This window comes from Vreelandella stevensii S18214, assembly GCF_000275725.1.
In the GTDB taxonomy this organism is placed as follows: Bacteria; Pseudomonadota; Gammaproteobacteria; order Pseudomonadales; family Halomonadaceae; genus Vreelandella; species Vreelandella stevensii.
In genome coordinates this window covers 23,336-40,992 of sequence record NZ_AJTS01000030.1, presented here as the reverse complement: position 1 = coordinate 40,992, position 17,657 = coordinate 23,336, and the positions used below count along the sequence as shown (strand labels likewise).

General features: G+C 61.0%; 17 protein-coding genes. 5 read left to right on the top strand and 12 right to left on the bottom strand.

Going from position 1 to position 17,657, the window contains the following annotated elements:
• Positions 1-77 precede the first annotated feature (77 nt).
• Positions 78-1,262 carry a BaiN/RdsA family NAD(P)/FAD-dependent oxidoreductase gene (locus HSS18214_RS0106085; RefSeq protein ID WP_026001764.1) on the top strand — a complete coding sequence of 395 codons (1,185 nt, stop codon included), beginning with the start codon at positions 78-80 and terminating at the stop codon, positions 1,260-1,262.
• Between the two features lie 62 nt (positions 1,263-1,324).
• Here HSS18214_RS0106085 and HSS18214_RS0106080 read toward each other — a convergent pair whose 3' ends face one another.
• From HSS18214_RS0106080 to HSS18214_RS0106065, 4 genes are all read right to left on the bottom strand, one after another.
• Positions 1,325-1,639 carry a YqjK-like family protein gene (locus HSS18214_RS0106080; protein WP_016914412.1) on the bottom strand — a complete coding sequence of 105 codons (315 nt, stop codon included), beginning with the start codon at positions 1,637-1,639 and terminating at the stop codon, positions 1,325-1,327.
• Positions 1,611-2,015 (bottom strand): phage holin family protein, encoded by a 405-nt coding sequence (locus HSS18214_RS0106075; RefSeq protein ID WP_016914411.1) that lies wholly within the window; start codon positions 2,013-2,015, stop codon positions 1,611-1,613. The genes HSS18214_RS0106080 and HSS18214_RS0106075 overlap by 29 nt, the downstream gene beginning before the upstream one ends.
• Positions 2,015-2,347, bottom strand: a complete 333-nt coding sequence (locus HSS18214_RS0106070) for an ElaB/YgaM/YqjD family protein (RefSeq protein WP_016914410.1) — start codon at positions 2,345-2,347, stop codon at positions 2,015-2,017. The genes HSS18214_RS0106075 and HSS18214_RS0106070 overlap by 1 nt, the downstream gene beginning before the upstream one ends.
• A gap of 88 nt (positions 2,348-2,435) precedes the next feature.
• Positions 2,436-3,455, bottom strand: a complete 1,020-nt coding sequence (locus HSS18214_RS0106065) for a phospholipase A (protein ID WP_016914409.1) — start codon at positions 3,453-3,455, stop codon at positions 2,436-2,438.
• A gap of 222 nt (positions 3,456-3,677) precedes the next feature.
• Here HSS18214_RS0106065 and mscK point away from each other — a divergent pair, with 222 nt between their 5' ends.
• On the top strand, positions 3,678-6,974 hold the full coding sequence (gene mscK / locus HSS18214_RS0106060; protein ID WP_156808483.1) for a mechanosensitive channel MscK: 3,297 nt from the start codon (positions 3,678-3,680) through the stop codon (positions 6,972-6,974).
• Here mscK and HSS18214_RS0106055 read toward each other — a convergent pair.
• The 3 genes from HSS18214_RS0106055 to HSS18214_RS0106045 are packed head-to-tail and all read right to left on the bottom strand — an operon-like array spanning position 6,971 to position 11,045.
• On the bottom strand, positions 6,971-7,729 hold the full coding sequence (locus HSS18214_RS0106055; protein WP_016914407.1) for a TlyA family RNA methyltransferase: 759 nt from the start codon (positions 7,727-7,729) through the stop codon (positions 6,971-6,973). The two genes, mscK and HSS18214_RS0106055, sit on opposite strands and share 4 nt — an antisense overlap.
• Before the next feature lie 38 nt (positions 7,730-7,767).
• On the bottom strand, positions 7,768-9,792 hold the full coding sequence (locus HSS18214_RS0106050) for a hypothetical protein (protein ID WP_016914406.1): 2,025 nt from the start codon (positions 9,790-9,792) through the stop codon (positions 7,768-7,770).
• A 29-nt stretch (positions 9,793-9,821) separates the two neighbouring features.
• Positions 9,822-11,045, bottom strand: a complete 1,224-nt coding sequence (locus tag HSS18214_RS0106045; protein ID WP_016914405.1) for an ATP-grasp domain-containing protein — start codon at positions 11,043-11,045, stop codon at positions 9,822-9,824.
• A 208-nt stretch (positions 11,046-11,253) separates the two neighbouring features.
• On the opposite strand from HSS18214_RS0106045, the gene HSS18214_RS0106040 reads away from it, so the two are divergent.
• The 3 genes from HSS18214_RS0106040 (at position 11,254) to HSS18214_RS0106030 (ending at position 12,981) form a co-directional block, all read left to right on the top strand.
• On the top strand, positions 11,254-11,583 hold the full coding sequence (locus HSS18214_RS0106040) for a DUF1820 family protein (RefSeq protein WP_009100748.1): 330 nt from the start codon (positions 11,254-11,256) through the stop codon (positions 11,581-11,583).
• A gap of 83 nt (positions 11,584-11,666) precedes the next feature.
• Positions 11,667-12,302 (top strand): TIGR04211 family SH3 domain-containing protein, encoded by a 636-nt coding sequence (locus tag HSS18214_RS0106035; RefSeq protein WP_026001763.1) that lies wholly within the window; start codon positions 11,667-11,669, stop codon positions 12,300-12,302.
• A gap of 46 nt (positions 12,303-12,348) precedes the next feature.
• Positions 12,349-12,981 (top strand): thiopurine S-methyltransferase, encoded by a 633-nt coding sequence (locus HSS18214_RS0106030; protein ID WP_016914403.1) that lies wholly within the window; start codon positions 12,349-12,351, stop codon positions 12,979-12,981.
• An 11-nt stretch (positions 12,982-12,992) separates the two neighbouring features.
• Here HSS18214_RS0106030 and HSS18214_RS0106025 read toward each other — a convergent pair whose 3' ends face one another.
• The 5 genes from HSS18214_RS0106025 to cysP all read right to left on the bottom strand — a co-directional run bounded on the left by HSS18214_RS0106025 (position 12,993) and on the right by cysP (position 17,562).
• Positions 12,993-13,586 carry a YajG family lipoprotein gene (locus tag HSS18214_RS0106025; protein WP_016914402.1) on the bottom strand — a complete coding sequence of 198 codons (594 nt, stop codon included), beginning with the start codon at positions 13,584-13,586 and terminating at the stop codon, positions 12,993-12,995.
• Positions 13,587-13,727: 141 nt separating this feature from the next.
• Complete coding sequence (locus tag HSS18214_RS0106020) at positions 13,728-14,822, bottom strand: sulfate/molybdate ABC transporter ATP-binding protein (RefSeq protein ID WP_016914401.1); 1,095 nt, start codon at positions 14,820-14,822, stop codon at positions 13,728-13,730.
• Positions 14,819-15,646, bottom strand: a complete 828-nt coding sequence (gene cysW, locus HSS18214_RS0106015; RefSeq protein WP_016914400.1) for a sulfate ABC transporter permease subunit CysW — start codon at positions 15,644-15,646, stop codon at positions 14,819-14,821. The genes HSS18214_RS0106020 and cysW overlap by 4 nt, the downstream gene beginning before the upstream one ends.
• On the bottom strand, positions 15,646-16,500 hold the full coding sequence (gene cysT, locus HSS18214_RS0106010; protein ID WP_016914399.1) for a sulfate ABC transporter permease subunit CysT: 855 nt from the start codon (positions 16,498-16,500) through the stop codon (positions 15,646-15,648). Before cysT ends, cysW begins: the two co-directional genes overlap by 1 nt.
• 9 nt (positions 16,501-16,509) lie before the next feature.
• A complete protein-coding gene (gene cysP / locus HSS18214_RS0106005; protein WP_016914398.1) occupies positions 16,510-17,562 on the bottom strand; it encodes a thiosulfate ABC transporter substrate-binding protein CysP in 1,053 nt (350 codons plus the stop codon).
• Between the last annotated feature and the right edge of the window lie 95 nt (positions 17,563-17,657).

Genomic DNA, 17,657 nt, shown 5'->3' with positions numbered 1-17,657 from the left:
ATGTATTTTGTGCTTGTAAAGTGTTGTGCGGTTTGTCAGCTGCTAAGATAGTCAACTTTTCATGTAAGGGCTCCAGGATGATGTATGACGTGGTCGTCATTGGCGCAGGTGCCGCCGGGTTGATGTGTGCGGCTCAAGCAGGTTATGCAGGGCGGCGCGTGCTGGTGGTTGACCATGCCAATAAACCGGGCAAGAAAATCCTCATGTCAGGAGGCGGTCGTTGCAACTTTACCAACCTTGACGCCTCTCCAAGCCATTTTTACTCTGAAAATCCTTACTTTTGCATTTCTGCATTGAAACGTTACCGACCGGAACATTTTGTATCGTTGGTAGAGCGCCATGGCGTAGAGTACGTGGAAAAAGCGCCGGGGCAACTCTTTTGTGCCGACTCCGCCAAGGAGATCGTGAGAGTCCTGCTGACCGAATGTGAATGGGCCGGCGTCGAACTGGCATTGAAGACGTCCATTTCCAAGGTGGAGCGCTTGGGCGAGGGAATGCAGTTGACTACCTCGATGGGCACCATCAGCTGTGGCGTGTTGGTAGTGGCCACGGGGGGGCTCTCCATTCCCACCATGGGGGCTTCGGGCTTCGGTTACGATCTCGCCCGTCAATTTGGACTTGAGGTGTTGCCTACTCGGCCTGGGTTGGTGCCCTTCACGCTCAGTGATGTCTGGAAAGCGCGTGCTGAAACGCTGTCAGGGCTCAGCGTGCCGGTATCGGTCAGCTGTGGTCAAGGGCGCTTCAATGAGCCCATGCTGTTTACCCATCGGGGGCTGTCGGGGCCGGCGATGCTCCAGATTTCGAGCGTCTGGCAGCCCGGTAGCGCCATTACGATTGATTTATTGCCGGGTGAGGAGGTGGCGGCTTCGCTGCGTCATGCGCGTGAGCAAACTCCCAAGCGCATGTTGTCTACCTGGCTGGGCGAGCGGTTTCCCAAACGTCTGGCACAGGCGATAGTGGAGTGGTACCCCGAGCACGCCACCGGCATGCCATTGGCACAGTACAGCAACGAGGCGATCGACTGCTGGGCACAGTACCTCAATGAGTGGCAGGTGAAACCGGCGGGCACAGAGGGTTGGCGTACGGCAGAGGTGACCATGGGCGGGATCAGTACCGAGGCCATTTCGTCGAAGAGTTTTGAAGTACGAGGCTTACCCCAGCTGCGTTTCATTGGCGAAGTGCTGGATGTCACGGGCCAGTTGGGTGGTTACAACTTCCAGTGGGCCTGGGCGAGTGGCGTCGCCTGTGGCCAGGCGTGTTGATCACCATTGAAAAAGCCGCCTGAGGCAAGGCATCCGGCGGCTTTGAACAGGCAAACGCCTCGTCAGCTGGCGACTTTGGCCAGCAGTTTCAGCTTGCGAAGCAGCATATAGCCTGCCAACGCGCGTTTGCCGACGGCCATAGCGCCACCAGGATGGCGAACCAGCCGCAGGGCAGCGAGCCCGCCCACGACGTACAGCGGTAAGCGCAGGCTTCGCCAGTGCCGGTCGAGCGGCGCGGAAGTGCGTTGCAACGTATCACTGCTCACCAGTATATCGATACGCTGCTGTTCCAGCTCGGCCAGCAGCGCTGCCTTGCGCTGCTGGCGACTCAACGGCTTGTCTGTGGTCTTAACGTCGACGGTCGGTGAGTTCTTCATCATTGGCCTCCAGCAGGGCGCGATCGGCTGCCAGCTGTTTCAAGGTTTCCTTGAGCAGCGAGTGCCGCTTTGCCTGACGTATGGCAATCACTGCCAGCAGCAGACTGAGTGCCATCAGTACGCCAGCACTCACGCCAATGGCCGTCAGCCGATAGGTGTCCCAGAACAGAACAACTACCAGCGCCGTCAGTGTGGCAACGCCCAACAGCAGCAGCAGCAAACTGGCGCCAGCCAACAACAGTAGTACCAATAAACGAGCGCGCTCTTCCTCCAATTCCAACACCGCCAAACGCAGGCGGGTTTCACCGTTGGCTAACAGTGACCTCAACAAGCGTTTGGCGGCAGAAAAGACGCGTTGGGTTGGCCCCAATGCCATTAGCGACGACCGAGCAGCATACCTACCACCAGGCCAGCTGCGGCACCGATACCGATGCTGGTCCAGGGGTTCTCATGTACATAGCGGTCGCAGCAATCGGCTTGCTGAGCCAGTGACTCGCGGGTGTCTTCATAGATGCGCTCGCCGCGGGCTTCCAGGCGGGCACGAGTATCCTTCAAACGACGTTCGGCACGCTCACGCAGGTCGCGCATTTCACCGCTGGCATCTTTCGATGTGGCGTTCATTAGCTCTTCGACCGTCTCGCTGAGATGGCGCAGGTCTTCTTTCAGCTGGTCGGCACGTGCGGAGGCGTCTGTGTTACGTTTAGCCATGATGTCTTCCTTTGACGAATGAATGAGTGACAGCTTCAGCATAGCAGCCGTCACTCTACAGACAACCCCAAAGTTTAGTGGTTCCGCATCAACGGTTCAGGCCCGTGGCGCTGAACAGCGGGTTGAGGCTGAAGCCAAGACTCAGGCGATGCACGCGGTTGTCGTAATCGATCATGCTTTCGCCGTACCCGTAGTAATACTGTACGTGTGCTCGCACCCCATTGAAGGCGGGCCAGCTATAGTCGATTTGAGTACCCAGGTTGCCCGGGCTCGGGTTGCCGCGCAGTTGACCAGCGACTTCATGATTGTTGTCCAAGCGCCTGGCCAGACGAATGTCGCCATATCCCATGAAGCGCTCGATATCCGGGTTGTCGTCGTCACCGTCGGATTCCGGCACGCGCCAGTGGGGGGCCAGAGTCAGTGCCCAGTCGCCGCGCTGCAAGGTGCTTTCCAGGTATACGCGGTTCCAGCTCCGTGACAGCGGGTCCGAACGGCCATTGGATTGGTGGTTGAAGGCGATGCGGTTGCGCGTATTCACCCAGCCCAGAGCGCTCCAGGCGTTATCGAAATCGATGAACACCTCGGGCTCGTAGTTGGTTTCCCGGAAAGGGGAGGAGGCGTCAGTGTTATAGGCCTGCCACCAGCTTCGCTGGGTATAGGCGAAATAGACGTCGCCAATGTCGCCAAACACGTCTTCCGCCAGATTGAACTTGGCGCTGAACTGGAACTTCACTTCGTTGTTGTTAGGCCCGGACGCATCGGTCACTTCACGAAAATTGTTGGAGTCCTGATTAGTGTTATAGCTCACCGGAAACAGGTAATTGGTACGGTGGGTGGTGATGGAAAACGGGTTACGCGTCGACTGCTGCTCCAGCTGGCGGCGCTCGGTCAAATCCTCCAGGGCGACCTCTTCTGGCAGGGGCGCCGGTGGAATACCCTGAGCCGCCGCTTCGGGTGCGTCAATTTGCTGCAGCTGCTGGCGGAGCTGATAGAGCTCGGTATTCAAGGCGCGAATACGCGCTTCGATATCGCCGCGTGTCTCGGCCATGGCCGACTGGCTGCCCAGAGCAACCAGCAGGCTTGTCAGTATCAGGGGTCGGATAACCATCAATATGGCCCACGTTGGTAAATAGACAAATGTTAGCGTCGTTCTATACAGGCGGCCGAAGTAAGTCAACTGCCAATATTCTGGTGACCGGCCGGATTGCGCGGGCAGGCCTTACGATTGACAATGGCACCTTGCCCGATAATGCGGGCTGACCAGTCAATGAGGCTTCTAGACGTGGTGAAGAGTGCCATGAAAGCAGTGAACGGCGCGCTGGGCGTGTTGATGTGTGTCGCGCTGCTGGTTGTATCTCCGGTGGGGTGGGCCGAAAGCGGCGAGCGTGTGCCTTCGGAAAGTGCTCTGAACGAGCGGCTGGCTGCACTGGAGTCTCAGGAGGGGGAGCTGACCGCCGCGCAGCAGCGCGAGCAGGCTGCCCTGGAAGCGGCGCTGCAAGCCCATGAGCGGCTCAAGGCGCTGGAGGAGCGACAGCGCGCGCTGGAGCAGCGCGTCAGTCAAGCCCCGGAGCAACTGCTGCAGCTGGAGCGTGAGCTTCGCGAGGCCGAAGAGGAGAGCCTGCAGCTCTCCGTGGATAGCTTGAGCGATACGCCGCTGGACGCACTGGAAGCTCAGCAGGGCAGTGCAGTGATCGAACTCCAGCAGCTACAGAGCCAGTTGGCTGAAGTCAATTCGCAGCTGTTGGCTGCGCAAACCTTGCCTGAACGTGCCCAGCAAGCCATCTCCGAAGCCTTGCAGCGGGCCGAGACCTTGCGCCGCGAACATGATACCCGAGAAGCGCTGCTGGCCGACCGCCAGCTATCCGCTCGCGAGGATGCGCAGTTGATCCAGTGGCGTCTGGAGCGTGCGCTGGCCGAGCAGGAAGTGTCCCTGAATCAGCGTGAGCTCAGTGCCAACAGTCGGCTGCGGGAACTGGCTCAGCAGCGGCGCGAGCTGTTGGCGTTGCAGATCGACCATCAGGAGCAGCGGCTGAACCTGCTGCAAGGGGTCATCGATCGTCAGCGACGCCTGCAGTCCGAGCAGGCGATTGCCGATGCCGCCCGGGATGATCCATTGATTGCCGAGGGGCATCCGGTGGTGCTACGCGCCCAGCAGGTAAACCAGAACCTGAGCCTCGAGCTGCTGCGTGCCACCGACCGCGCCAATGGCATCGTGCGCGAAAACATCGAAGCCCAGCGCCAATTGGAGCTGGTGCGTCAGTTGCAGCGTAGTCTTGGTGAGCAGATGGAGGCCATTCGCGGTAGCCAGCTGCTATCCCGGATACTCAGGGAGCAGCGCCAGTCGCTACCGGTGATCGTGCCGCGCCGCGACCTGCAAGATGAAATTGCCGACTTGCGCCTCAAGCAATTCGATCTGATACGCCAGCGTGATCAGCTGCGCCAGGGAGAACGCCTGGCCACTCAGCGGCTACAGGAAGCGGGCGTCGAGGTGACGCCTGGGCTGGTGGACTCCCTGACGCGACTTTATCAATCTCGCCGTGAGCTGGTGGAGCAGCTCGAACAGTCCTACGGCAGCCTGTTGAGCGCCGCCATCGAGCTGCAGTTGAACCAGCAACAGCTCTTGACCACCACCCACGAGCTGCGCGCCACCATCGATGAACAGCTTTTCTGGGTAGCCAATAGTCGTCCGCTGGACCTTAACTGGGTGCGCCAGTTACCCAATTACCTGCAGCAGGAGTGGCAGCAGGGCGAATGGCGTGCCGTACTGCCCAACCGCTGGCAGGGCCTTGGCTGGGACATGCTGGTCGGTGCGCCGCTCCTGCTGCTAAGCCTGGCGCTGCTGGGGTTACGCTCCCGTATTAAGGCCGCGCTGGCCCGGCTACACTCGCAAATAGGCCGTTTGAAGAGTGATACGCAGCTGCACACGCCCAGAGCAGTGCTGATGAATGCGCTGCTGGCGCTGCCTGGTCCGCTGGCGCTGGCGGGAGCTGGCGTTGCCCTGCGCACGGCAGAAGGCGCCCTGGCAATGGGGCTGGCGCCGGCCTTGCTGCAACTGAGCCTGAGCTGGGGGGTGATTGCTCTGGGCCGCCGCTTGCTGGTGCCCGATGGCGTTGCCGAGCGTCACTTTACCTGGGCACCCGCCTACAATGCTCGATTACGCCAGTTGCTTGGAGGGTTAGGCGTAGCGCTGGTTCCCGTGGTAGGGATTGCGGCCATGTCTGGGCAGATGGAAACCCCGCTGGCCATGCGCCCGGTGGCCATGGGATTGTTCATGCTGGGGCTGCTGGCCATGGCGTGGTGGTTGATGCAGCTGATTCTGGCCCACGTACCTGTCTTTGGAGTGCGGCTGTTTCGGTTGATCCTGGGGCTGGCCATGGCCAGCGTACCGTTGGTGATGCTGGGGCTGGTGGCCTGGGGCTACGAATATACGGCACTGCGGTTAGTGGCGCGTTTTGCGATGACTCTTTACCTGCTGGGGCTGTGGGTCGTAGTGGAAGCCACGGTGGTCCGCAGCCTGGCGGTGGCCGCTCGCCGCCTGGCGTATCGGCGCGCTTTGGCGCGACGGCGTGCCCAGGTGCAGGAGGGGGCGGAGGGCGGTCTCGAAGTGGTTGAGGAGCCGCCCCTGGACATGGAGAAGATCAATACTCAGTCGCTGCGGCTCTCCAAGCTCATCCTGCTGATCGGGTTCAGTCTACTGCTCTACCTGGTCTGGTCGGACTTGCTGGCAGTGCTGGGGTATCTGGATCAGGTGGCGCTGTGGGACGCCGATGAGGGCGATCTGGTGGACGGCGCGCTCTCCCTTTCCGACTTTTTCACCGCGCTGTTGGTGGTCGCCATTACCTTCATCATGGCGCGTAACCTGCCGGGGTTGCTCGAAGTGATGGTGCTGTCGCGGCTGGCCTTGAAGCAGGGCAGCGCCTACGCCATCAGCTCGCTGCTCTCTTACGCCATCGTGGGAACGGGCGTCGTCATGTCGCTGGCTACCCTGGGGGTTTCCTGGGACAAGCTGCAGTGGCTGGTGGCGGCGTTGAGCGTGGGGCTGGGCTTTGGCTTGCAGGAGATCTTTGCCAACTTCATTTCTGGCCTGATCATCCTGTTCGAACGCCCCATTCGAATCGGCGACACCATCACGCTGGGTAACCTGCATGGCACGGTCAGCCGTATCCGCATCCGCGCCACCACGGTGACTGATTTCGATCGCAAGGAGATCATCATTCCCAACAAGACATTCGTCACCGATCAGCTGATCAACTGGTCGCTGTCCGACAATGTCACTCGGGTGGTGCTGACCTATGGCGTAGCGCATGGCTCTGATTTGCCATTGGTGCATCAGCTGCTGCGCCAGGCCGCCGATGAAAACCCACGCGTGCTGGCGGACCCGGAGCCTCAGGTGTTCTACCTTAACTATGGCCCGCACAGCCTGAATTTCGAGCTGCGCATCTTCGTCAACGACTTGCTGGACCGGCTGTTTGCAGCCGACGAAGTGAACTGCCGTGTGGATGAGCTATTCCGCGAAGCGGGCGTGCGGGTCGCCTTCGAGCAGATGGACGTATGGCTTCACCGAGATCAAGGGGAGTCGGTGAAAGTACAGACCCGCAAGCCGCTGCCTCCTGCAAATCTGGGTTAAGGGGCCTCGTGACTGGCCAGCATCAGGAACTCCCGATTGCCGTCCCCGCCGGTGATCGGGCTCTCTTGCCAATGGGTGATGTGTAAACCGCAGCTCTGGCAGGCTGCACGTATCTTGTGCTCCACCTCGCTGTAGCGGGCTGGGTCGCGTACCACGCCGCGCTTGTCCAACGCGCTGGGCTCCAACTCGAACTGCGGTTTGACCAGAGAGATAAGCTTTCCCTTGGCCGGTAACAGGGCGGCGATTTCCGGCAGGATCAGCGTTTGAGAAATGAACGACACGTCCATGATGGCCAGCTCGATGGGGTATTGGCGCAGCACTTCCAGCAAGGCTGCCGAGGTGCTCATGTGGCGCGCATTCAAGCCTTCCAGGCACACCACCCTTGGGTCCTGGCGCAGCGCTTCGGCCAACTGGTCGTGGCCTACCTCGACACCCACTACATGGCGGGCTCCGAAGCGCAGGGCGCAGTCGGTAAAGCCGCCGGTGGACTGGCCCACATCCAGCACGCCCAGGCCCTCCAGCCGCATATCCAGCGTAGTGAGCGCTCCCTCGAGTTTAAGGCCTGCCCGGGAAGCGTAGCGCTCCTCGGGGTCCTCCTCGACGCGCAGTGATGTGTCGGCGGGCCACTTTTCGGAAGGCTTGGTGAGCGGGGTGCCGTCGGTCAAAAAGACACGCCCATTCTTGATGAGGCGCTGGGCGCGGGTGCGTGAGCTGGCCAGCGCCTGGCTGACCAGCAGTTGATCGAGTCGTATCATGGCAGCGTATCAGGAGCGTTGAAAGACCGCGCATTATGTCATGTTGTGCCTGGCTCTGCCTGCAAGTCGGTGGGAGGGATTCGCGTAGCTCCCCAGCTGCGATGTAGATAGCCCTTGACGCGCTCCAGCTCCTCCTCGCCCACGCTGGCCAGCCCGTCGCTTTCCAGGGGGTCGTAGTGGTAGATGTAAAGCCGCGAGAGAAACTGCTCGAAGGGCAGTGATGCTTCACCGAAGCGTTCGCCGTTGCCAGCAGTACTGACCTTGAGTCCATCTCCCCAGTCCTGGCCGCTATCGTTATTGGGGTTGTAGAAGTAGACGCGCATGACATCGCTGGGGTCGAGCGAGGCGCGTAGAATAGTGATGGCATGCCAGCCGATGAAACGCGCCGCGCTGTCCGTGACGGCAACGCCAGCAGGCTGGGGGTGAATCAGCGGCTGATTGCCGTTGTAGAAAGGGTGGTAGCTGGCGTAGAAGTGACGAATGAAGGTGTCGACCTCATGCAGCTTCCCGGTGGCTACGTCCACATTGATACTGAATCCACGGCCAGACCACCAGCCGTGAAACTCAGGGTTGACCCAGCGGTGAGGGTCGCCTTCCCGGCCGATGCAGCGTCGGCCCATTTCCGCATAAATGCGATCCAGGTGCGGGACGACGATCAACGACACCGGGTCGAGATCGAGAGGGAGCTCGCTGGCCACTCCCGCCACGCTCTCCTGTGAAGAGATCGGTTGGCCTTCGAAATGCATGATGATCTCATCGTCCCGAGCGGCCCAGGTCACCATTTGCAGCAGGTAGTCCGGGTCGTTGTAGGCCCACATCGACAGTGCACGCGCCGATTGGCAGGTAGGGTTGTTACCCTGGCCAATGCCCAGCGGTAGTCCCAGCATGCACAGCACGCCTTCGATCAAACGTGCTCTGGGCGATGCGGTATCGCCATAGGCCAGCGTCAAACGCGAGACGGCCCAGTCGGAGAGCGGCAGGCTCAGCTGCCGCCACATGGCTGGTGCCACCGGCGGTTGATAGAGAATTCCGCGTTCCAGCATGAGCGCCAGGCCATAGACCGCCTGAGCGGTGGCGGGGTAGACGCCGCTGCGAATCAAGGTATGCGCCAATTCGCGATAGCACAGCAGGCAGTCGCGCCCTGTGGACGACAGCCCCAGCGCCTCGGAAAGCAATTGATCGGCTTCTTCCAACAGGAAGCGCAGCAGGACGGCATGGTAAGGCGACACGAGGCCAGTATCGTGCATGGCACGGGCAAAACCGGTGGACTCCGCTTGAAGCGTTGCGTGGTCCATGCGCTCCAAGCGTGCCCGGTAGACCTCGATGCCGGGGTCTTCCCGGCAGGCCTGCGTGGGGCCATAGAGCGAGCTGACCAGCCGGTCGGCACCCTGGCCGCTGGCGCCCAGGTCAATCTCCGGGTTGGCCTGGCACAGGGCGATCTGGGTGATCATCTGCTTGATGGAGTCGACCTGGATGGGCCGCTGCTTGAGAATCCGCCAGATTTCATCGATCAGTTGATCGATGACGTGCTCATGGCCTAGCCGCTCGGCCAGGTGCTGAAACAGTTGGCGGGGAATTTTTGCCAGCCGGCCTTGGGTTTCACGCTCGGCTTCGCTGGGCGCGTTGAACAGCAGCCCCAAGTTGATAGCCATGACCTGAGTAAGGTAGTGATGGGCATGTTCTGGCGACAGCTGAGGATGCGCGTAAACGCCCTTGGCCACCGCCAGCAGCCGCAGTTCGCTCAGCGCCTCGATCACTACCACAGTGGCATCGGCGCTTTTCAGCGAAAATGGGGTCAACGCCGGGACCAGATACTGGGGGGTTTCCCAGTCTGATCCCACAAATACCCCTGCTGCCTCGAAGTTGGCGGCGCGCGCTTCCAGCGCTGCGCAGCCTCCTTCGACCATCAGGATACGCCGCGCGGTGTCCATCACACGGGGCAGCTTGGCCACCTTTGAAACGGCGGGGGCCTTGTCAAGTAGCGATACTGCCTCATCGAACTTGCTCAGCAACCCATCGAGCTTGCCTTCTTCCCCGTCAGGGGTGGAACGCTGATTGGTCACGCTGACTCCTTATCCCGATAAAGGGAGAATTATACATAGAAGTCGAGAGATTCCTGCCGCTTGAGCAGGTCACGTAGCGTATGGGCATCGTCGCCCTTGAAGTAGATCAGCCCCCAGTGGGTCCCAAACGCGGTGCGCTTGGTCACGGTCTCTTCCAAGGGGGGCGTCAGCTCATGGGACTCGAAGTAGTCATGATCTTCGGTCTCTTCGGGTATTTCCAGGCGGCTGACCACGCGGCGGCGCGGATAAACGCCAAAGCAGCCCGCAAACCCGTTGGCATCGACGATCTCCTTGGGGAAGAACTCGGCTACTTCTTCTGCCGTGGCTTTGGGGTCGAAGACCAGCATCGACGCTTGATAGGCGTTGAAGCCATAGACGCGCTCGAGGAGTTCGAACACCTTGAACCCTGGCGGACGATAGGCGACTTCACCAAAGTACATCTCGCCATCGCTGGTGACGAAGTACTCCGGATGGATCAGGCCAAACTCGATATCGAAGGCCTTGATCAGTTTTTCGATCTGGGCGGTGATCTGTTGGCGATACTGCTCGAGCTCCGGCGAGGCGGGAACGAACACCGAATAACCCAGCGTGACGTATTCTGAAATGTTCAGGAAGGCGATTTTGCCATCGTGAATCCACGCTTCCACGGCGAATTCCCAGCCATCCAGGTGCGACTCCATCAACACGGGAAACTCTTCATCCGGGATGGTATCCACCTCGTCCGGCGTGCGGATGACGCGGTGCCCGAGGCAGCCCGCCTTGTCGAACGCCTTCAAGTGGATAGGGTCGTTGGGGTCGCCGTCCAGCTTGAGCAGGGTCTGGTTGACCCGTTTCAGGAAACGGATGACATCGTCTCTGTCGTGGGCCTCTTCGAAAATACCCACGCGAATACCGCCCAGCTGGGCGCGCCGCTTCATCAGCGCCTTGTCACGCAGGAGCAGGGACTGGCCATAGAGGCGAGGGTTATCGAGCAGTACGGAGTTGATCGCACCGGCCCACTCGACGGTCTCCTCGAATAGCGGGATAGCGACATCCACGCCTTTTTCCTTGAGGGTTTCTGCTATTTCCATGGAGCGGTCGTTGAGGCGCTCGAAGTTCCAGGGAACGTAGGGAATATCGTGTTTTTTGCAGTGTTCTTCTGCCCAGTCGGGGGCGACCACGATGTAGCGCCGGTCGAACTGCTCGGCCGCTTCGATTGCATTGAGGCTCCAGCCGAGGAGGGCGATGTAGCCCTTGTTGGGATCCTTTTGCATGGTGGTGACTCCTGTTGGGTAGATGAAAAATCGTGCCAAACACTCTTTCCACCATACACGACCCAGGTGGCCCCGGGCTAATTAGCACCCACTGAAGGGAGAGCAGGGAATTCGTGGGCCTTGACGATGTCTGCTAAGGGGCTGCCCGGTGAGTGTGGTAGGCTACCCCGTTGTTGGATACGTTCAAGCGTCAAGAGGAAGGGCCAGGATGGCGGCCAAGCCGATCTACCGTGTGGTGGTTCACCAGCAGGGTGAAATTTGGGATTTATACGTAAGAGAGATCTTTCAGAGCGAACTCTGGGGCTTTATTGAAGTCGAGGAGTTTGTCTTTGACGATGCGTCGCGAGTGGTGGTGGATCCGGGAGCGGAGAAACTGCAGCGTACCTTCGAAGGTGTCAAGCGCAGCTACCTGCCGCTCAATGCCATTGTGCGCATTGACGAAGTAGAGCGTGAAGGCCCCTTGAAGGCGGTGAAAAGTGATGCTCGCGTCGCGGAGTTTCCTCGTCCCTTCCCGCTACCGCCCCGTGGGGAAGGGTAAGCGCCCAACACGCGCAACGCTATAGCGCTACGCAGGCTGGCTTCGTCGGTCAGCCGCGTTTTTTATGATCAGGACATGACGTCATGCAAGTAGAGAAATTTCGAAGGAATTGTTACGCCGCCGCCATGGGCGTGCTGTTGAGTGCCAGTGGCCAGTTAGCGTTTGCTCAATCCGATAGCCAGGCCTGGGTCAGTGATGAGCTAAGCACCTATGTGCGTAGTGGCCCCACAGATGGCTATCGCATTGTGGGAACCCTGAATGCGGGTGAGCAGGTCGACGTACTGGAAACCAGCGGGAACTACACCCGAGTGCGCAGCAACAGCGGCGACACCGTGTGGGTGTTGAGCAGCGAACTGCAGCAAACGCCCAGCGCTCGTCAGCAGTTGCCAGAGCTTCAGGCGCAGGTGGAAGAACTGACCCAGGAGCTCGACGGCATCAACGATACCTGGGAGCAGCGGGTCTCTTCGATGACCGAAACTCTGGAGGTCCGTGAGCAGCGTATTGCCGAGCTGGAAGCGCGTAATCACGAGCTGGACGCCGAGTCCGAGCAGGCCCGCCGTCAGGTGCGCGCGCTGCAGGCACGTCTGGATACCCAGGAAGAAGACTTGTTGATGCGCTACTTCATGTACGGCGGGGGGGTGGCCGGTGCGGGCCTGCTGGTGGGGCTGATCGTGCCGCATCTGCCGCGTCGCCGCAAAAAACGTGACCGCTGGTTCTAAACAGCGTGCTGGTCATCCTCCATCACGGCCTGACGAGGTAAGTACCATGGACAACCCCTGGCGGTTGCGCTGGCAGGAAGGGCGCATTGGCTTTCATCTGGCGGCAACACATACCGCGCTGCCACAGCACTGGCCCGAGCTGGGGGTGGAGGAGGGTGCCAAAGTGCTGGTGCCGCTGTGCGGCAAGAGCCTGGACATGCGCTGGCTGGCCGAGCAGGGTCATCCGGTGCTGGGCGTCGAGCTGGTCCCGGAAGCCATCGAGCAGTTTCTGGCCCAGCGGGAAGAGGGCGTTTCTCGCTACCGCCAGTCAGGTTTCGAGGTGTTTCGTCAGGGGAGTGTCGAGCTCTGGTGCGGGGACTTCTTTCATCTGCATATCAAACAGGCTGACGAAGTCGGGGCCTTCTATGACCGGGCGGCGTTGATTGCCCTGCCACCCGCCACCCGTGAGCGCTATGCGTTCCATCTGGCACAGCTGATACCGCCCGGTGCCAAGGGATTGCTCGTCGCGCTGACGCATCAGGAAGGCGAGGCAGGGCCGCCCTTCAACGTGCCCGACCACGAAATAGAGCGCCTGCTGGCACCCAATTTTCGCGTTGATCGCCTCGCTACGGAGCCTGCCGATGAGTGTGGCCGTCGCGAGAGCCTTTGGGCACTGGAGCGGCGCGGCCCTCGCGTGTGAATTGACCCAGGTCAGCGCGCCAGCAGGCGGCCCAGTTCCGGGTCGCTGAAGGCGCGGTTCAAACCATCGCTCAGCAGGTCGTTCAGCATGCGGGTATTGCTGTCTTCACCGGGTTTGATGGCGTAGCCCTGCGTACGGCGTGAGGTATAGGTGCCGGTATAGGTCGTGCCCTGATGCTGCGCGATGGCGCGGAAGACACCCTCGATACGGGCCTCGTCGATGAGCGGCTGGCCGCTATCGCCCCGCAGGTAAGCCAGACTGGCGAGCTCCAGCGTCAGAGTGGGGCGGCCCTGGGCGGTTTCCCGGGTGGGGTTGAAGCCCATGTCGCGCACCGCACGCTCAGCTTCGGCCTGAAGTTTCGGAATCAATTCATGTCGGTTGACGGTGATTTGCGCCGTCGACATGCTGCCGCCTGCCCGGGTGCCAATGACTTCACTCGGGCGGGCATCCACGGCCACCACGGTCACCTGCTGCCCGGAGCCTACCTGCGGCACGTTGGCCGTGCGGGAAGGGTTCAGCTGCAGGAACTGGGGGCTGGCGCAGCCGGCCAGCAGGGCGGTGGCCAACAGCGCACCGGAAATACGTAAAAAATGACGCCGACGCATATCTCTCTCCACACTCTACTTGTTTGGATCGTCACCTGTCTGGGTAACCGCTTGCCTGAATAGTAAAAACCTGTCGTAACAAGGCATTGCTGACCAGATTCGGTACAGTATAGCCCTGCCACGACAGGCGAGGCCAGCGGCTTACGCGACCCGGCTAGGCTGCGGCTGGGGCGCGGCGTCTTCCTTGAATCGATGCCACTGGCGCGGGTGGGCAAACAGCCGCTGGCCGCGCTGCAGGTTCAGTCGTTCGAAGTCGGCATGACGCACGGTGGCCAGCCAGGGCTTGGCAAGCCAGTCCGCCTCCAGCTCGACCCGTACTTCGGCCCCCACAGGGGAAAGCGCGGTGACCGTGACAGGCAGGTGGCTTTCCGGGCTGGGTGCTTCAGCCAGGCGCACTTCGTGGGGGCGCAACAGCAGCTCTTCGTCACCGTCCGGCAGGTCTACCTGCAGGCGCGCGTCTCCGCAGGTCAGCACACCTTGCTGCACGCTGCCCTCCAGGTGGTTCACGTCACCGAGGAATTCGAACACAAAGCGGTTCTTCGGCGAGCGGTAGAGAGTTTCCGGCGTGTCGATCTGTTCGATACGGCCGTTGCTCATCACCACGACGCGATCCGAAAGCTCCAGCGCCTCCTCCTGGTCGTGGGTCACGAATACGCTGGTGAAGTTCAGCTCATCATGAAGGCGACGCAGCCAGCGGCGAAGGTCCTGACGTACCTTGGCGTCCAGCGCGCCGAAGGGCTCGTCCAGCAGCAGCACGTCGGGCTCTACGGCCAGTGCCCTGGCCAGCGACACACGCTGCTGCTGGCCGCCCGAGAGCTGCGCAGGCAGGCGGTTGGCCAAATGCTGGAGCTGAACCATTTCCAGCAGCCGAAATACTCGTGCACGAATCTCGCCGCTGGAGGGGCGACGCTTGCGCGGCATCACGGTCAGGCCAAAGGCCACGTTGTCGTAGACGCTCATATGGCGAAACAGCGCATAGTGCTGAAAGACAAAACCGATGCGCCGGTCACGCACGTGCACATGGGTGACATCGCGATCGCCAAACAGAATTTTACCGGGCGTTGGCCTGCGGTCAGCGCTCTCCAGCCCTGCAATGATACGCAGCAGGGTCGTCTTGCCCGACCCAGAGGGGCCCAGCAAGCCGACCAGCTCGCCCTCATGAATGTCCAGGTCGATGGGTTCGAGGGCCTGGGTATTGGCAAAATGCTTGGCAATATTCTCTAAGCGAATACTCATACGAGTGCCTCCCGGCGCGATGCGCGCCATTCCAGGCCTGCCTTGGCCGCAAGGGTTAACAGGGCAATCAGCGCCAGCAAGGCCGCGCTGGCAAATGCCCCCACGGCGTTGTAATCCTGATAGAGCTGTTCGAGGTGCAAGGGCAGCGTGTTGGTCTGCCCGCGAATAGCCCCTGAGACCACGGAGACCGCGCCGAATTCACCTACCGCGCGGGCGTTGGTGAGGATGATGCCGTACAGCAGTGCCCAGCGGATGTTGGGGAGCGTCACGCGCCAGAACGTGGTCCAGCCTGAGGCGCCCAGGGTCACGGCGGCTTCCTCTTCGCGGGAGCCCTGGGCCTGCATCAATGGAATCAGTTCCCGAGCGACGAAGGGGCAGGTGACGAAGATGGTGACCATCAGAATGCCGGGCCAGGCAAACATGAGCTGGATGTCATGGGTGTCCAGCCAGCTGCCGATCCAGCCATTGCGGCCGTAGAGCAGCAGGTAGATCAAACCGGCCACGACTGGCGAAACGGCAAAGGGTATGTCGATCAGGGTTTGCAGAATGCGGCGGCCGGGGAAGCTGAAGCGGGTCACCAGCCAGGCCAGCGCGACGCCAAAGACCAGGCAGACCGGAATGGTCATCAGCGCGATGACCAGCGTCAGGCCGATGGCGTGCAGGGTAAAGGTATTGGTCACGTTGGCCCAGAACACCGCCACGCCCTGAGAAAAGGCCTGAGCAAAAATGGCGACCAGCGGCAGCAGCAGAAACAGCGCCGACAGCAGCAGGGCGCTGACGATCAGTACGCGCCGCACCAGCGGCGCATCCCCTACGCGATGCATTAGCCTTTTCCTCCATGCAAGCGGCGCACGAAGCGCCCCTGCCAGATGTTGATGACCAGCAGCAGTGCCAACGACACGAACAGCACCACCGAGGCGATGGCCGAAGCGCCTGCGTAGTCGTACTCCTGAAGCCGAACGAAGATCATCAGTGCCGTGATCTCCGTTTCGTAGGGCATGTTGCCCGCGATGAAGATGATCGCCCCGAACTCGCCTAACGAGCGCACGAACGCCAGCCCCGTACCGGTGACCAGCGCTGGCCACAGGTGGGGCATGATCACCCGGCGAAATGCCACGCTGTCGGTAGCACCCAGCGACATGGCGGCTTCATCGATCTCGGCGGGCAGGTCTTCGAGTACCGGCTGCACGGTGCGCACCACGAAAGGAATACTGGTAAAAGCCATGGCCAAGGCAATGCCGACCCAGGTATAGGCGACCTGAAAGCCCAGCGGTTCGAGCAGGCGGCCCATCCAGCCATTGCCGGCATACAGGGTGGCCAGGGTAATGCCCGCCACCGCCGTGGGCAGGGCGAAGGGCAGGTCCATCAGCGCATCCAGCAGACGCTTGCCGGGGAACTCGTAGCGCACCAGCACCCAGGCCAGCAGCAGCCCGAAAACGGCGTTGACCAGCGCGGCCACGGCGGCAGCGCCAATGGTCACGGTGTAGCTGGCCACCACGCGGCCATCGGTGATGATGGCCCAGTACTCGCTGAGGCTGAGCCCCGCCAGTTGGCCAAACAGCCCGGTGATGGGCAGCAGCAGTACCAGCGAGATAAACAGCACGCTGATACCCATGGAAAGGCCAAAACCCGGCAGCACGCGTGTGCTGCCGGATCGCCAGAATGCAAGTTGGCTCATGGGGCTCCGTTAACGACGTTGCAGTTGATCGAGCAGTGCGCCGCCTTCGAAATGGGCTTCCATGGCTTCTTCCCAGCTACCAAACACGTCTTCGACCTGCAGCAGCTCGGTCTCGGGGAACTGGTCGGCAAACTCGGCCACGACGGTCTCGTTATGCACACGGTAGTTGAAGCCCGCCAGCAGGCGCTGAGCCTCTTCGCTATAGAGGTACTCGAGATAGCTCTGGGCCAGATCGCTGTTGCCGTTGCGCTCGGCGTTGGGGCCGACCACGGCGACCGGGAATTCGGCCAGGATGCTGACCGGCGGCACGATCACTTCATAATCGTCGCTGCCGTATTCGGTACGGATATTGTTGACTTCGGACTCGAAGCTGATCAGCACATCGCCAATGCCGCGTTCGATGAAACTGGTGGTGGCACCACGACCGCCGGTGTCAAATACCGCGACGTTGCGCAGGAAGGTGCGCATGAAGTCCTGAATCTGCTCGTCGTCACCGTCGAAAGCCTGATCGGCGAAGCCCCAGGCGGCCAAATAGGTGTAGCGGCCATTGCCGGAGGTTTTCGGGTTCGGGAAGACCATGCGGACGTCTTCCTGTACCAGGTCGTCCCAGCTCTCGATGCCCTTGGGGTTGCCCTTGCGCACCAGGAACGCGGTGGTGGAGTAGTAGGGTGACGCATTGTTGTCGAACGCCTGCTGCCAATCTTCCGCGACCAGGCCTGCATCCGCCAGCGCTTGAACGTCGGTGACCTGGTTATAGGTCACTACATCGGCGCGCAGACCCTGCAGAATGGCCCGTGCCTGAGCCGAGGAGCCTCCGTGAGACTGGTTGATACCGATCTCTTCGCCGTGCTCTTCCTGCCACCAAGCCTGGAACTCAGGGTTGATGGCCGAAAAAAGCTCACGGGCGATATCGTAGGAGGAGTTGAGCAGCTCACGCTCCTGGGCCACGGCGCTGGTGGAGAGCGTCATGCCGGCAACGGCGGTGCCGACGGCAGCGGCGAGCAGGCTGCGGCGCAGTCCATTACGAAGCTGGCTGGTGCGAAGTAGAGTATGGCGTGTCATGGCAGGCTCCTGATGGCAGGGGGCGACATAGTCGCGATGGTGCTAAGGTTAAACCTGTCATTGTGGAATTACAATTGTGTTTTATATTCTATTTG